We start from the raw sequence: 14,542 nt of genomic DNA on the forward strand, positions 1-14,542 counted from the left end.
TGATGCAACAGACATTGAGCGCATCAAAGCCAGGCAACGTTTCGGGCGAACGCCAGGCTTTCTATAAAACGATTGACGCCGAAAGCATGGCGCCGCTGTGGGAAGTGCTGGGTGACCTGGTGCCACGTGAACCGCGCACACCCTGCGTGCCCTGCCACTGGCCCTGGGATGCGGCGCGTGCACGGCTGATGCAGGCGGGTCAACTCATCACTGCGGCAGAAGCAGAGCGCCGCGTACTGGTGCTCGAAAACCCCGGCCTGCGTGGTGCTTCGTCCATCACCCATTCGCTCTATGCCGGCCTGCAGTTGCTGTTGCCCGGAGAGATCGCTCCAGTGCACCGCCACACGGCGACTGCCGTGCGCCTCATCATGGAAGGTGAGGGCGCGTACACCTCCGTCGATGGCGAGCGCACGCCCATGCATGTGGGTGACTTTGTGATCACGCCGTCGTGGACCTTCCATGATCATGGCAACCCCGGTAAAGAGGCGGTGATCTGGTTCGACGGGCTCGACGTTCCCATCATCAAGCTATTTGATGCAGCGTTCTCCGAGCATCAACCTGCGTCACCGTTGCCCGCGCGCGCTGAAGACGATTCGCTGGCGCGCTATGCCGGTAATTTGCTGCCGGTGGATTACCGTGCAGGTCTTGCAAACCCGGTTTTCCGCTACCCCTATGCGCAGACACGCAGCACGCTTGTGCGTCTGCAGGCGAGCGGCCCGCTGCATTCGGCGCACGGCATCCGTATGCGCTTCGCCCATCCCGGCACAGGCGGCTGGCCGACGCCCACCATAGGCGCCTTCATGCAACTGCTGCCCAAAGGCTTTGAGGGCACAGCCTGCCGCAGCACCGACGCCACTGTGTATTGCGTGGTCGAGGGCAGGGGCCACAGCGACATTGGCGGCACGCGCATCAACTGGGGCCCGCGCGATGTGTTCATGGTGCCCTCCTGGGTGGATGCCCGGCACACGGCTGGCGAAGATGCCGTGCTGTTCAGCATGTCAGACCGGCCTGCGCAGCTTGCGTTGGGCATCTGGCGCGAAGCCCTGCAGCCCTGACCCAATTTCGTTCAGCCCGGCTTTTTAATAACCACGAAGGAGACAAACATGAAGAACAAGCGCACCATCCTGAAAGTCTTTTCCGCCCTGGCAATCGCCGCAACAACCTGTTCAGCCATTGCGCAGGCTGCGGTTGACGGCTATCCCCACAAACCCGTCACCATCATCACGCCCTTCGCGCCGGGCAGCGGCCCGGACGCCGTCCTGCGCATGGTGGGCGAGGTGTTGTCGAAAAAATGGAATCAGCGCGTGGTGGTGGACAACCGGCCGGGCGGCGGCGGTTTTATCGCCATCGATGCCGCAAAACGTGTCGCGCCTGACGGCTACACATTGCTGCTGCTCGACAGCGAGCAGGTCAGTCTGTTGCCTTACCTCTACAAGCAGCGCAACTTCAGGACGCTGGATACATTCGATCCGGTGGCTGCACTGTTCCGCACGCCATTTTTCGTCGCAGTATCAAGTGAGTCAAAGTGGAAGTCCATGGCTGACCTTGTAGCCGGTTCAAAGGCGGCCAATGGCAATGTGACCTATGGTTCCTGGGGCGTCGGCAGCCCCGGCCACCTGGGGGGCGTGATGCTCGAAGGCCTGTCGGGTGTGAAGATGCAACACGTGGCCTACAAGGACGTGAGCCAGCTCTTCATCGGCGTGAGCTCGGGCGAAGTGAACTGGAGCCTCGGCGCCCTGCCGTCAAGCAGGGCGGCCTATCAGGCAGGCAAGCTGCGTTACATCGCGGTAGCTGCACCCAAACGTATTCCTCAAATGCCTGATGTGCCCACCGTCGCAGAGGCTGGTGGCCCTGCCGGGATGGAAGTCAGCTCGTTTGCCGTGTTGCTGGCGCCCAAGGGCACAGCCGATGCGCTGGGCAGAAAAATCAACGCCGATGTCGCGCAGGCGATTGCCGACCCCGGCATACGAGCGCGGTTCGATACCTTCGCCTTTGAACCGCTGGCCTGGCCCAAGGCTGAAATCCTGGCGAACACGCAGGCCAAGGCCGTCGTCTACAAGCAGCTGGTGCAGCAGGGCAATATCAGCCTGGACTGAATGGCGATCCGCCCTCCATGGGGCGGGGAATGATTCGGATTCAGGGGGTGATTTCTTCTCTGTCATCCCGGACTTGCTCCGGGATCCATCCCCGCTTCGTTTCCGATGGATTGCGGATCAAGTCCGCAATGACAGCCGGGGCATAAACCTAAAACTTACTCAGGCCGAGGCGTCTTGGGCTCGTAATCGCAGTACGGGCTGACCGCACATTCCCAGCAGCGCGGCGTGCGTGCCACGCACACATAACGACCATGCAAGATCAGCCAGTGATGTGCATCGACCAGGTATTCCGCCGGCACCCGCTTGAGCAGCTGCATCTCGACCTGCAGCGGGTTCTTGCCCGGCGCCAGGCCTGTGCGGTTGCTGACGCGAAAGATGTGCGTATCGACCGCCATGGTGGCTTCGCCAAAAGCCGAGTTCAGCACCACATTGGCAGTTTTGCGTCCCACACCCGGCAGCGCCTCCAGCGCCTCACGTGTGCGCGGCACCATACCGCCGTGCTGCTCGACCAGCATGCGGCAGGTCTCCATCAAATGTTTGGCCTTGCTGTGATACAGGCCTATGGTCTTGATGTAATCCTTCAGGCCATCAATGCCCAGGTCAAGAATCGCCTGCGGTGAGTTGGCCACCGGAAAGAGTTTGCGCGTTGCCTTGTTGACGCCGACATCTGTGGCCTGTGCTGACAGCAGCACGGCTGTCAGCAATTCAAAGACGCTGGTGTATTCCAGCTCGGTCAGCGGTTCGGGGTTGGCGGCTTTGAGAGTTTCAAAAAATGGGGTGATGGCGGCGGCTTTCATGCCCCGAGTCTAGCTATCAACGGCCACTTCGTAGTTTCAGGTCATTTCATCGGTAAAGCGGCGGGCCTGCGCGAGCATGCCGGCGCGTATGGCCTTGAATACTTTGGCAGGAAAGCCCTTGGGCAACAAGGCCTCCGCCCGTTCAAGTGCGCCCGGCACCTGCAGCACCAGCGCCACCATGCTGTCGAAGGCATTGGGCACGCCGCTTTGCTGCGCCAGCGTCTGCCAGTGGCGGGTGTGGATTTCCTGCAGGTTGTAGTGTGCATTCTTGCTGCGCAGCGCCATGGCCAGTTTTGCACGGCGCGGGCTGACCTGGTTGGGTCCGTTACCGATGATGGGCCACGCCGACAGTACGTCATACAGCGGCGTCATGCGATAGCCGCCGCCTCGTTCAAGAAAGATCGAGAAGTTTTTGGCATGGCCATCTGTGGCGGCCATGATCCAGAAGGCGAGCAGGGTTTTGACAAATACCAGCTTGTCGGCATTGGCCTGGCTGCTGTTGTCAAGCTGGCGCAGGATGGCGCGCACGCCCGGTCCACCATCTGATTCGTATTTCATATCGCCCGCTACGCCGAGAGCCTGGCAGAAGTCCTCCTGGGGCAGGCGGGCCAGCCAAGGCGTGCGACCTGGGGGTGTCTCAAGTGCGCGGTCAAAACGTTCGACGACCAGCACCTTGCGCTTGCCAAAGGTAGCGATGTCGCATGCGGCTACCGGCAGGCCCAGTAAGCCCAGGATTTGCGCGCACAGCCATTCGTTTTCGACTGATTCGTGCATGTCTGCACGCACATTGCCGACCAGGCCCAACGGCAATTTAAAGATATGGGTTGTCGGGGTTGCGTTCAACGGCCTGCACCACTGCCCGTTGTGCCACAGCAGGGCGGTCTTTTCCTGCGCACCTGCAATTGAAATGCGGAAATCATCTTCATCTTGAAAGCCCAGCACCCGACCCGCCGTCACAGCGTTATTGATAGCCTGTTCAACACCCACCTCATCAAGCGGTACCGCATCAATGCGGTCAAAACCTTCCGGCGCGATTCCGGGCGCAAGCAACTGCACCGCTCCGACGCAGTCTCGCCCAATAGCCGAAAGAAGGTCGAACGCCGCTGTGCTGCCGGTTGCAAATTTGTCGCGCAACCTGCGGCGGATGGCGTCACTGTCTGGTAACAGGTTGTCGAAGTAGTTGTGCACCACCTGTCCACGATGCGGCAGGTTGCCCGGTACAAATGGCATCGACAGCGAGACGGGCCTGCCGGCCGCGGATTGCAGCCAGTCGGCCTGGTACTGAAACCGGTGCTCTCCGTCACTCAGGTACCAGGTGCCCACTCTTTCGCCGTTGGACCAGACGGCAAGTTCGTTGTCCTGCGGTTTTGTGCGGGGCCGACGAAAGGTCACCATACGTTCACCACTTGGGCGAGTAGGGTTGGGGGATGTCTTCCGCCACGCGGTGCTGAGGCGGTTCCTCAATGACAAGCTTGCATCCAAGTGCCGAGACCATGCGTGCAATCTGGTCAAAAGCCGTGACCTCTGGCGCGGCTTCTATGCGTGCAATGCGTTTCTGACCAACGCCCAGCATCTCGCCCAGTTGCGTCTGGGTCAGGTTGCGCGACTGCCTCAGGGTTCGAAGAATGGTTCGCAGTTGTTGAGGGGTGTCTACCGGGTAAGTCAAAATACGCCTTTAAAGTAGTTAACAAATAATACGTCTTTAAGGTAGTTAAGTCAAATAACTCCTTATAAGTAGTATAAAACTCTTCCCCTCGGGTTCTGGCATTTCCCCCGTCCGGTGCTGCCAACCCCAATTGGCGACAATAAGTGTTTCCCCAAAAGCACTCCGAGACCTCACCCATGCCATTGCAATTTGCCGACCGCCTGAACAGCGTCGAAACCTCTGCCATCCGCGAACTCTTCAAACTGCTGGGCAAGCCCGGCATCATCAGCTTTGCCGGCGGCTTTCCTGACCCGGCCATGTTTGACGTTGAGGGTATCCGTGAGGCCTCCGCCAAAGCCCTGCAGGAAGAACCCGGCGGTGCGCTGCAGTATGGCGCGACTGAAGGCTATGAACCCCTGCGCCAGCAGCTCAGCCAGTTCATGGCGACCAAGGGCGAAGGCCGGCCTGGTACTGCGGTCACGGTTGCGCCCAATGAACTGATCGTCACCACCGGCAGCCAGCAGGCACTTGACCTGCTCGGCAAATGCATGATCTCGCCCGGTGACAAGGTCATTGTTGAAGGGCCAACTTTTCTTGCCACCATCCAGTGTTTTCGCCTCTACGGCGCAGAACTCATCAGCGCGCCGGTTGATGGCAATGGTGTGAAGACCGACGAGCTTGAAAAACTCATCGCCCAGCACAAGCCCAAATTCGTTTACTTGATCCCCACCTTCGGCAACCCCAGCGGTGCACTGCTCAGCCTTGAGCGGCGCAAGAAGGTGCTTGAGCTCGCCGTCAAATACCAGACGCTGGTGGTGGAAGACGACCCGTATGGCGACCTCTACTTTGGCGACGCACCGCCGCCCTCATTGCTGGCCCTGAGCGCCACCGTGCCCGGCAGCCTCGAGCTGCTCGCGCATTGCGGCTCGCTCAGCAAGGTGCTGTCGCCCGGCCTGCGCGTCGGCTGGATGATCGCGCCCGCCGCCCTCATGGCCAATGCCGTGATGTGCAAGCAGTTCAGCGATGCGCATACCAGTACCTTTGCCCAGGCCACAGCGGCCCAGTACCTCAAGGCCGGCCGCATGCCCGCCACGCTAACCAATGTGCGCAAGGTGTATGCCGAACGTGCCCGCGCCATGGGCGAGGCATTGACCAAAGAACTCGGCGACGCCGTCGAGTTCACGCAACCGCAGGGCGGCCTGTTCTTCTGGGCCAGGCTCACGGGCAAGGGCGGCAAGGTGAAAGACGCCGGCGAGTTTGCAAAACGTGCGATAGAGCAGGGCGTCGCTTTTGTGCCCGGCGCGCCTTTCTTTGCGGCTAACCCTGATGTGTCTACTTTCCGCCTGAGTTTTGCGACGGCTGATGTGGAGAAGATCAAAGAGGGTGTGGCGCGTCTGGGCAAGGCGATTTGATATCTCCCATTTTTGTCATTGCGGACCTGATCCGCAATCCATGACGCCGCTCAGGTACCCCGTGGATTGCACACCAGGTTCCAATACTGTCCGTTTAACCCAAACCGTTCGGGCTGAGCTTGTCGAAGCCGGTTTGTACTGTGACTACCCTTCGACAGGCTCAGGGCGAACGGCTGAACAAACAGTATTGGATTAGTCCCGCAATGACAAACCCCTGACCCCACCCACAGTGACCTCTCCCGACCCCGTCTCCGCCGCCACCCGGCGCTCCATTCTGCTGCTGTCAACGGCCACGTTCTCCAGCATGGTCACGCAGCGCATCTGCGATGCCATGCTGCCCGAGCTGTCGCGCGTGTTTGCCGTCGGCCTGCCCAAGGCCGCGCAGGTGGTCTCCGTGTTTGCCATCACCTACGGCATTTGCCAGCTTGTCTTTGGCCCGCTGGGCGACAGGCTGGGCAAATACCGCATCGTCACGCTCTGCGCTTTCTTTTGCAGTGTGGGCAGCGCTGTCGCCGCGTTTGCGGGCACGCTTGATGTGTTGCTGTTCGCGCGCTTTCTCACCGCCGTGGGCGCGGCCGGCATGATTCCGCTGGCCATGGCCTGGGTGGGTGACTCGGTGCCTGATGACCGCCTGCAGGAGATGCTCACTAAAACCGGCCTGGGCAGCACGCTGGGCCTGGTCATTGGGCAGTTGCTGGGCGGGCTGCTGACCGATGCATTTGGCTGGCGCTGGTGTTTTGCGTTTCTCACGCTGCTGTTTGCCCTTGTCGGCACCTTGCTCTATACCGACCTGCGCCGCCAGGGCGTCACCCTGTTGCCGCAGCGCCAGCACGCAGGCGCTGAAGCCGTGCAGGCCGTCGCGCAGGCAGGCTTCATCACCCAGGCCTGGCGCATCGCCAGCGGCCCGTGGTCACGCATCGTGCTGATCATGGCCACGGTTGAAGGCGCTGTCGGCTTCGGCGTGCTGGCCATCTGGGCTTCGCACCTGCACAACAAGCTGGGCCTGTCGCTGTCGGTCGCGGGTGCCGTGGTGTCGCTGTTTGGCCTGGGCGGCATGCTCTACATGGCCATGGGTCGCAGGCTGATCGCCCGCTTCGGCCAACAGGGGCTGGTCATGCTGGGTGGCGGTGTGCTTGGTGTGTGCGCCTGCATCATCGCCTTCACCCCGCACTGGTTGCCGGCGATTCCGGCCAGCCTGTTTGCAGGTTTTGGCTTCTTCATGTTTCACAACACCATGCAGGCCACCGCCACCAACATGTCTGCCGAAAACCGGGGCACCGGCGTGTCATTGTTTTCATCGGCGCTGTTTCTGGGCCAGTCAATTGGTGTGGTGCTGGCTGCGGGTTTGATCGCATTGGTAGGCAGCAGCACCGTCATCGCTGGCGGCGGGGTGTTGATGGCGTTTGAGGGCCTGTTTTTTGCGTGGTCGCTGAAGCGGCGAGACAACAGTTAAACAAGCAAGGGGGCGTGATGAGCGATGGTTTGAATCACTCAGGCCAGTCAGGTCAGCCGGTTGGCGAGCTTGCCGGTGCCAATGAACAGGGCTGGTTGCGGCGGTTTTTCTGGCGTTACTGGGGCGGCGGTTATCGCCTGCCAGTCAGCTATTGGCTGGTCGGCTGGGTTCTTCAGTTTGTGTTGCTGTTTCTCAGCGTCGTTGTTGGCGCCGCAGTGGGCGCCCTTGTCGGCTCGGCTGTGCTGGCATTGCTGGTGATGAGTGCTCTGGCCCTGGCCGTTGCCGTATGGGTCAGTACAGGCCTGTGGCGTTCTGCCACCGTGTACATGCAGACCTCATCAAGGGTATGGGGCACGCTCGCAAAGGTGAGCGCCGTGGGCAGTGTGGTTCAGGTACTTGTGCAGGTGGGCTCTCTCTGGTCAGGCAGATAGCCACACGCCCGGCGATGACCCACCCATGACATGAATTGATTGCAAGTGACCAAACCTTCCGACTCCGTCTCAGCCGCCACCAGCCGCTCCATCCTGCTGCTGTCGTGTGCCGCGTTTGCCAGCATCGCCGCGCAGCGCATTTGTGATGCCATGCTGCCCGAGCTGTCGCGCGTCTTCAGCGTCAGCCTGGGGCAGGCCGCGCAGGTGGTGTCTGTCTTTGCCATCACCTACGGCGTGGCGCAGCTCATGTACGGCCCGCTGGGCGACAGACTCGGCAAGTTTCGGGTGGTGACATTCGCCACGCTTTTCTGCAGCGTCGGTTGTTTCATCTCTGTGCTGGCGGCCAGCCTTGATGTATTGCTGTTCGCCCGCTTTTTAACCGCCATGGGCACCGCCGCTTTGATTCCACTGGCCATGGCCTGGGTAGGTGACTCGGTGCCCAACCACCGCGTACAGCAAATGCTCACCCGCACCGGCCTGGGCAACACCCTGGGCCTGGTGTTCGGCCAGATGATGGGCGGCATCATCACCGACGCCTTCGGCTGGCGCTGGTGTTTTGTGTTTTTGACGCTGCTGTTTGCCGTGGTCGGCGGCTTCTTGTGGCTTGACCTGCGCAGGCAGCAGCTTGAGGCGCGTGTTCAGTCAGAAGCCACGCCGGTGCAGTCAGTAGACCCTGCTGATAACAAACCCCGCGCCAACTTCATCATGCAAACGCTGGGCATCTTCAAATACCCCTGGGCCCGCGTGGTGCTGGGGCTGGCGCTGATTGAAGGCGCTGCTGTCTACGGTGCTCTCGCCATCTACGCCACCCATGTGCACTTGAAGCTCGGCCTGTCGCTCACCAAGTCTGGCGCAGTGGTGTCCGTCTTCGGCCTGGGCGGCGTGCTGTTCATGGTGATGGCCCGGCACTTGATTCCCCGCCTCGGCCAGTCAGGCATGGCGCTGGCAGGTGGGTTGATGATTGGTGCAGGCGGCCTGCTTATGGCACTCACGCCGCACTGGTCGCTTGCGGCATTGGCCGTCTTGCTCGCAGGCTTCGGCTTCTTCATGTTTCACAACACCATGCAGGCCAACGCCGCAGCCATGGCCCCCGAAGCGCGTGGCACGGCAGTGTCGCTGTTTGCATCGATGCTGTTTCTCGGCCAGTCGGTTGGCGTGGTGCTGGTTGGTGCTTTTATTGGGCGGCTGGGCAGCAGCGTGATGATTGCGATCGGGGGTGGGGTGATGGTGGTGTTGGGGGTGGTGTTTGCTTGGGCGCTGCGGTGGCGGAACTCCCCCCTTCGTTAGGCGTATATCTATTTTGGCCGCACCCTCGTGAGAGTGGGGGTAGATGGTAGCGTTTGCTTTTGTGGGGACCTGCAGCAAAACGACAAGATAATTAAGCTTTCTTGAGCCTAAACTTCAAGAACGCCTAGTACCACCCTTGAATTCATGCATTCGAACACGTTGATAAGATGTACCGGTAGCCATCATCTCTGAAAGAACAAGCAATATGGAAGTCATCCGCTCAGTCTTCACAATTAGTGAACTAAGAGATATGTGGGAGCGCCGTGAACTCATAGTGAATAAAAATTATCAAAGATCATCTGCAGTTTGGCCGGAGGCCGCTCGAACATATCTGATCGACACGATTCTGAATAATTATGTTGTTCCTAAGGTGTACTTTTATCAAGTCTTTGACAAGTCAAGAAAGAAGGTCATACGTGAGATCGTTGACGGTCAGCAGCGCATAACTACGATCTTGGATTTCCTGAATGGCCACTTTAACTTGACCAGTCGATCCGCGCATTACGCAGGGAACGATTTCGAAACTTTGGATGATGAAACTCAACAGAAGTTTCTAACATATAGCATTGAAGCTGACATCATTGCTTCAGCTGAGCAAGCGGATTTGCTCGCGATGTTCACCCGCATGAATGCTTACACTGCACCCTTGAATCCAGCGGAAAAACGGCATGCGCAGTTTGAAGGGCCTTTCAAGTGGTTCGTGCTTGAAGCAAGTGCGACCCTAGGCCCACAGCTTGTGGGCTTGGGGATCCTCACTGCAAAACAAAGTATTCGGATGCAGGATTCTGAGTTTCTAACTGAACTGGCGATTGTGCTGGAGAACGGAATCACAAATAAGTCCGAAAAAGGGCTTGCCGATATCTATAAACTTTATAACGGTGACTTCCCAAGGGAGCAAGAGTTTAGCGATAAATTCGTAGAGTTCTTTGAGTTGTTAACGGGAGAATTCGCGCCCTTGCAAGACACGTTCATAACCAAATCCTACGTCGTGCATTCGTTGTTTTGCGCACTGATGCAGAAAAAGTATGGCATCCCTGGTGGAGATGTGCTTGGCATAAATACAGACGGCAAATTTTTCAACAATTTGCCGCGTACTCTCGACATGCTTGGCAAGCTTATGGAGGCGCATGAGTTGCACGCTAATGAAGGAATGTATGCTGAATACGTGGATGCATGCTTAAGTACCACGCATAGAGTAAAGCAGCGTGAGATTCGGACTCGATGGATCGGTGCTGCCCTGAGCTGAACATATTTTCATGGATCTCGGTCCAAGTTATGTCCAATTGATTGCCCGCTTATCGAGGCGACGAGCGCAAGCAAATTCAATATTGGATGACCAAGCCAAAGGTTTCTTAAAACCCTGGGAGCTTAGATTTCTCGGGGAGTCGTTGCTGTCCAATGTTTGGCTAGATTGGAATAACTTTGTCAAACAAGTTCTTGTCGGATCTTGTGCTGGAAGTGCGACGCGCGCAAACCTACCAATACTTCCAAGGGCGGCGGCAGATAACACCGAAGCCCGGATAAGGCACGAATTTAAGCGGTACTCAAGAGGTGCCGTACCCGCTGTGGGGGCCGTTGATAACGGGCAAATGGAACCAACTTGGGCCCATCCAGACTATCTCGTCACTTGTGTAACCGGGCTGGCACCTTCCAACGCAGTTGTGTTGCAGGGTGCGTTCGGTTCAGGCGGTTTGGCCGGTGCAAGGAGAATTCACCTTGTTAGAAACGCGTGCGCTCACAAAAGCAAGGCAAATCGCCAAAACGTACGCGGTTTGCGAACGCTGTACAGCACGGCACATTTCATGGATCCAGTCGATATTCTTTGGGGTAAAAGCGCCGCCAATGGAATAGCCATATATGAATGGATACTTGATTTGGAAACAATGGCAGACCTTGCGACTGCGTAGTGTTGCAGGATCGAATATTCGGTTTGTGCAAAGATCATTGTTTGTGGCCATGGGATGAACGTGGCACCATCCGCTGACTGCAACCCGAAGGCGCATCATGCAAACGCCCACATCACCAAAAGTCGGCCTTACCCTGGCCGCCATCCAGCTCTTCTTCACCCTCTCCTGGACGGTCTACGTCATCTTCTTGCCGCAGCTTGCAGCTCAGGTGGGCATTGCGAAAGAGGCGGTGCTGCTCATCTTGCTGATGGACCAGCTCATCTTTCTGGTGGCCGACACGGCCATGGGTGTGGTGGCTGACAAATCTGTTCGGGTGTTTGGGCGGCTGGGGCGCTGGGTGGTGATAGCTACCGTGCTGTCTTGCGCCGCCTTCTTGCTGCTGCCGCTGGTGGCTGCGCAGGGGCCGGGGGTGCAGTGGCTGTTTCTGGCGTGCACGGTGGTCTGGTCTGTCACCTCGTCTGCCTTGCGGGCACCGCCGCTGGTGCTGCTGGGCAAGTATGCGAAGGTGTCTTCCATTCCCTGGCTGGCGAGCCTGTCGTTCTTCGGTTTGGGTGTGGCCGGTGCGCTGGCGCCTTACCTGACCGTGACCCTGCGCGGTGTTGATCCGCGCTGGCCGTTCGCGCTTTCAAGCATTGCACTGGCGCTGGCGACCTTTGGCATTGTTTGGGCTGAGCGCAGTTTGAAGCAGGGCGCTGTCGCTGTTACCCCCACCGTTGAGGCAGCCAGTGATGCGCTGCTGAAGAAGCCGCCCGTGCTGCCTTTTCTGGCGGCCATGGCCTTGCTGGGTGTGGGCTTTCAGGTGCACTTCTCTTTGAACACGGCGCCGCTTTATTTGCGGTTTGCACAACCGGCGCAGCTTGAGTATTTGATGCCGGTGTTCTGGGTGGGATTCAGTTTGCTGATGCTGGCTGCAAGCCGGCCGGTGGCGCGCTTTGGCGGTGTGTGGGTGATGGCGATTGCCGCCTGCGTGGGCGCGTGGGCCACCTGGCTGACGACGGTGGCGGGCTCGCTGCCGCTGCTGGTAGCCGCGCAGTTTGTGGCGGGCGGGGCCTGGGGCATCTTGATGATGAGTGCGTTTACCAGCGCGCTGGTGATTGGCCGCACGGGCCGCGAGGGGCTGGTGACGGGCAGCATGTTCTCGCTGCTGGCGCTGGCGGCGTTTGCCCGCATCGGTATCGTGGCTGCGCAGCTGAACAAGGACGCCAGCCTGGTGCCGCTGATCGCCTGGTTGCCTACCGTAGCCTGGGTGGTGGCAGGGCTGGTGCTGCTGGCGATGGCGCGGCTGTTGCGCGGGCAGCGTTCAACTGATTCTGCCTAGTCAATTCAAACTGATTCCAGGCGCGCCACCATGTCGGGGAACTGCGCGACCATTCGAATCAGCAGGGCAGCCTGGGCGTTGGGTTTTGCGCGGCCCTGTTCCCAGTTTTCAAGCGTGCGTGGGTTGGTGCGCAGGTAGCGGGCAAACACCGGGCGCGACAGGTGCAGTTGTTCACGCACGCTCACCACGTCCTCCGGTGAGAGGGTGGGGGCGGGCTTGCTTTCGACTTTAAAGGTGCGCAGCGTGAGTTTGCCTTCGCGCTGCGATTTCAATGCGTCAAAGCCTTCTGTCAGCTCTGAAAAGATGTCGCGTTTTTTCTTCATGTTGCTGGCCTTTATCTTGGCTGGCGATTTGCCAACTCGCTTTTAAGAAGCTGTTTCAATACCTTGCGCTGGTCAGGCGTCAGATCGTCAGCGTCGTCTTTGTCATACACGGTGAATAACCAGAACTGGTCGCCGCCAAAGTACCAGTAATAAATGACCCGCAATCCGCCCCGTTTGCCTTTTCCCCGGCGCGGGTCGGGCTGGCGCAGTTTGCGCAAACCTCCGGTACCTTCAATCACATCGCCAGCTTCCGGGTTGACCATCAGCTCAAGCTGGAGTTGCTGATAGGCCTTGTCGTCCAGATAGTCTGGCCTGACTCGCTCGAATGGCGGCAGTTCTACGAAGGTGGCTTTCATTTCTTATTGTACGTTAGTTGCGTATATTTCAGATTGCGAGTGTCTGCAGTGTATTGCGACCTCAGGTCAGCGGCGGCGGCTGCAGAAACCCGACAACCCGACCGACCACTGCCTTTTTGTTTGCGCCGGGCGCGATGAGCGATGCGCAGACAGCGCAGGCGCGTGCGCTGCTGTCGCGCTGGCGCGGCCCGGGCACGCTGGTGGTGGTGACGCACCAGATCAACATCACGGCGCTGACGGGCATCTACCCGGCTTCGGCGCAGGGCGTGGTGCTGCGGCCATCCGCCGATGGCAGTTTGAAGGTGCTGGGCACGGTGACGCCCTGAACTGACTGCCTGGCGGGCGCCCGGCCTGATTATTTTTACTATTGTTTTGATAGCTGCTCACGTGCGTATTTATTGGTCTGCAGCCTTATTTGGCACCTGAAAATGGCATTTTTTGGTGTTTTTGAAGCCGTTTTTGGCTCTGAGGCGGGCGCAAAAGCTCAAAAGTTAACTTCCATATTAACTTTTGCCTGAAATTTAACGTGCACGCTAAAAATTTGCTGTATACGTTAAATGTTGGAGTGGCGGCGTCTGGCGGCCTGTCTCCGCCATTGCGTGCGCAGGTAAGCCAACTGTTCGCGCCTTCGCCCGCGCGCCGCCTTGCTGCACACCCGTCTTGCGAGCTGGGCGCATGACCGAAAGCCGCGCCGGCCAGACACTGCGGCGGCAAAGTCCTACCCGTTTGCCGGCGCCTGTGACGTAAGCTCGAAGCCATGCCTTCGCCGCCCCCAGCGTCACCGACCTTGCCAGATTCATCACGCAAACCATTGGGCTTTGTGCGTGCGCGTCTCTCACCTGAGGGTTACCTGGGCCTGCACCTGACGATCGGCATGATGGCCGTACTGCTGGCGGTGTTTGTGTTTGCAAATATTGCAGAAGACGTGATGACCAACGATGGTCTCGTCCTGTTCGACGAACGGGTACTGCAGTGGTTGCGTTTACATGCCACCCCAACGCTCACGGCACTCTTCATTTTTGTGACGACCATGCACAACACGCTGGGTGTGCTGTTGATGACGTGCCTGCTGGCGATGTGGATGGGTGCGAAGAAGCGGTGGGACTGGGTGTTGCTTGTGCTGCTGTCGGTGCCACTGGGCATGCTGCTCAATTGGTTGCTGAAAAGCGTTTTCCAGCGCGACAGGCCGATTTTTGACCAACCCATCCTGACACTGGTGACCTACAGCTTCCCGAGCGGGCACACGGCTGCTGCCACGCTTTTTTACGGCGTGCTTGCTGCATGGCTGCTGACGCTGCTGCACCGCGCCTGGTGGGCGCCCGTGGTGGTGGTGGCTGCAGGCATGGTGTTGCTGGTGGCGCTGAGCCGCGTTTACCTGGGCGTGCATTACCCGAGCGATGTATTGGCGGCCATGGCATCAAGCACTGCCTGGCTGGCCATCACGTTTACCGGGGTGGCGACGTGGCGCAAGCGGCAGCGCTTTGTGCTGAACCGTTCACGACCAACCTGATCTGGGT

Annotated in this window: 15 protein-coding genes; 10 read left to right on the top strand and 5 right to left on the bottom strand. The window is 59.0% G+C overall.

What is annotated here, in order from left to right; all coding sequences use genetic code 11:
* Window positions 1-2 precede the first annotated feature (2 nt).
* Together gtdA and HYX42_RS01045 are read left to right on the top strand one after the other, a co-directional pair.
* A complete protein-coding gene (gtdA, locus tag HYX42_RS01040; protein WP_293398747.1) occupies window positions 3-1,055 on the top strand; it encodes a gentisate 1,2-dioxygenase in 1,053 nt (350 codons plus the stop codon).
* A 48-nt stretch (window positions 1,056-1,103) separates the two neighbouring features.
* Window positions 1,104-2,096 (top strand): tripartite tricarboxylate transporter substrate binding protein, encoded by a 993-nt coding sequence (locus HYX42_RS01045; RefSeq protein WP_293398748.1) that lies wholly within the window; start codon window positions 1,104-1,106, stop codon window positions 2,094-2,096.
* A 155-nt stretch (window positions 2,097-2,251) separates the two neighbouring features.
* Here the strand turns inward: HYX42_RS01045 and nth are convergent, their stop codons facing one another.
* From nth to HYX42_RS01060, 3 genes are read right to left on the bottom strand one after another with little or no spacing between them, the layout of a single operon-like run.
* Entirely contained in the window at window positions 2,252-2,893 is a 642-nt protein-coding gene (gene nth, locus HYX42_RS01050; protein ID WP_293398749.1) for an endonuclease III, read from the bottom strand.
* Between the two features lie 36 nt (window positions 2,894-2,929).
* A complete protein-coding gene (locus tag HYX42_RS01055) occupies window positions 2,930-4,288 on the bottom strand; it encodes a type II toxin-antitoxin system HipA family toxin (RefSeq protein ID WP_293398750.1) in 1,359 nt (452 codons plus the stop codon).
* 4 nt (window positions 4,289-4,292) lie between these two features.
* A complete protein-coding gene (locus HYX42_RS01060; RefSeq protein WP_293398751.1) occupies window positions 4,293-4,559 on the bottom strand; it encodes a helix-turn-helix transcriptional regulator in 267 nt (88 codons plus the stop codon).
* Window positions 4,560-4,741: 182 nt separating this feature from the next.
* Here HYX42_RS01060 and HYX42_RS01065 point away from each other — a divergent pair, with 182 nt between their 5' ends.
* From HYX42_RS01065 to HYX42_RS01090, 6 genes are all read left to right on the top strand, one after another.
* The gene (locus HYX42_RS01065) at window positions 4,742-5,950 is read left to right on the top strand and encodes a PLP-dependent aminotransferase family protein (protein ID WP_293399979.1); all 1,209 of its coding nucleotides are present in this window, start codon (window positions 4,742-4,744) and stop codon (window positions 5,948-5,950) included.
* A 229-nt stretch (window positions 5,951-6,179) separates the two neighbouring features.
* Window positions 6,180-7,403 (top strand): MFS transporter, encoded by a 1,224-nt coding sequence (locus HYX42_RS01070; RefSeq protein ID WP_293398752.1) that lies wholly within the window; start codon window positions 6,180-6,182, stop codon window positions 7,401-7,403.
* Window positions 7,404-7,420: 17 nt separating this feature from the next.
* A complete protein-coding gene (locus tag HYX42_RS01075) occupies window positions 7,421-7,834 on the top strand; it encodes a hypothetical protein (RefSeq protein WP_293398753.1) in 414 nt (137 codons plus the stop codon).
* A gap of 45 nt (window positions 7,835-7,879) precedes the next feature.
* Entirely contained in the window at window positions 7,880-9,121 is a 1,242-nt protein-coding gene (locus tag HYX42_RS01080) for an MFS transporter (protein WP_293398754.1), read from the top strand.
* A gap of 205 nt (window positions 9,122-9,326) precedes the next feature.
* Entirely contained in the window at window positions 9,327-10,367 is a 1,041-nt protein-coding gene (locus HYX42_RS01085; RefSeq protein WP_293398755.1) for a DUF262 domain-containing protein, read from the top strand.
* A gap of 758 nt (window positions 10,368-11,125) precedes the next feature.
* Window positions 11,126-12,346, top strand: coding sequence for an MFS transporter (locus HYX42_RS01090; protein WP_293398756.1), 1,221 nt, complete (start codon window positions 11,126-11,128; stop codon window positions 12,344-12,346).
* Window positions 12,347-12,351: 5 nt separating this feature from the next.
* On the opposite strand, the gene HYX42_RS01095 is transcribed toward HYX42_RS01090, so the two are convergent.
* Entirely contained in the window at window positions 12,352-12,669 is a 318-nt protein-coding gene (locus tag HYX42_RS01095; protein WP_293398757.1) for a transcriptional regulator, read from the bottom strand.
* 11 nt (window positions 12,670-12,680) lie between these two features.
* Window positions 12,681-13,025 (bottom strand): toxin, encoded by a 345-nt coding sequence (locus HYX42_RS01100; RefSeq protein WP_293398758.1) that lies wholly within the window; start codon window positions 13,023-13,025, stop codon window positions 12,681-12,683.
* A gap of 116 nt (window positions 13,026-13,141) precedes the next feature.
* Between HYX42_RS01100 and HYX42_RS01105 the strand changes: the two genes are divergently transcribed.
* Both HYX42_RS01105 and HYX42_RS01110 read left to right on the top strand, forming a co-directional pair.
* Window positions 13,142-13,351 (top strand): hypothetical protein, encoded by a 210-nt coding sequence (locus HYX42_RS01105; RefSeq protein WP_293398759.1) that lies wholly within the window; start codon window positions 13,142-13,144, stop codon window positions 13,349-13,351.
* Window positions 13,352-13,782: 431 nt separating this feature from the next.
* Entirely contained in the window at window positions 13,783-14,535 is a 753-nt protein-coding gene (locus HYX42_RS01110) for a phosphatase PAP2 family protein (protein ID WP_293398760.1), read from the top strand.
* Window positions 14,536-14,542 lie beyond the last annotated feature (7 nt).

The sequence above is a fragment of the Polaromonas sp. genome, assembly GCF_016185115.1.
In the GTDB taxonomy this organism is placed as follows: Bacteria; Pseudomonadota; Gammaproteobacteria; order Burkholderiales; family Burkholderiaceae_C; genus Polaromonas.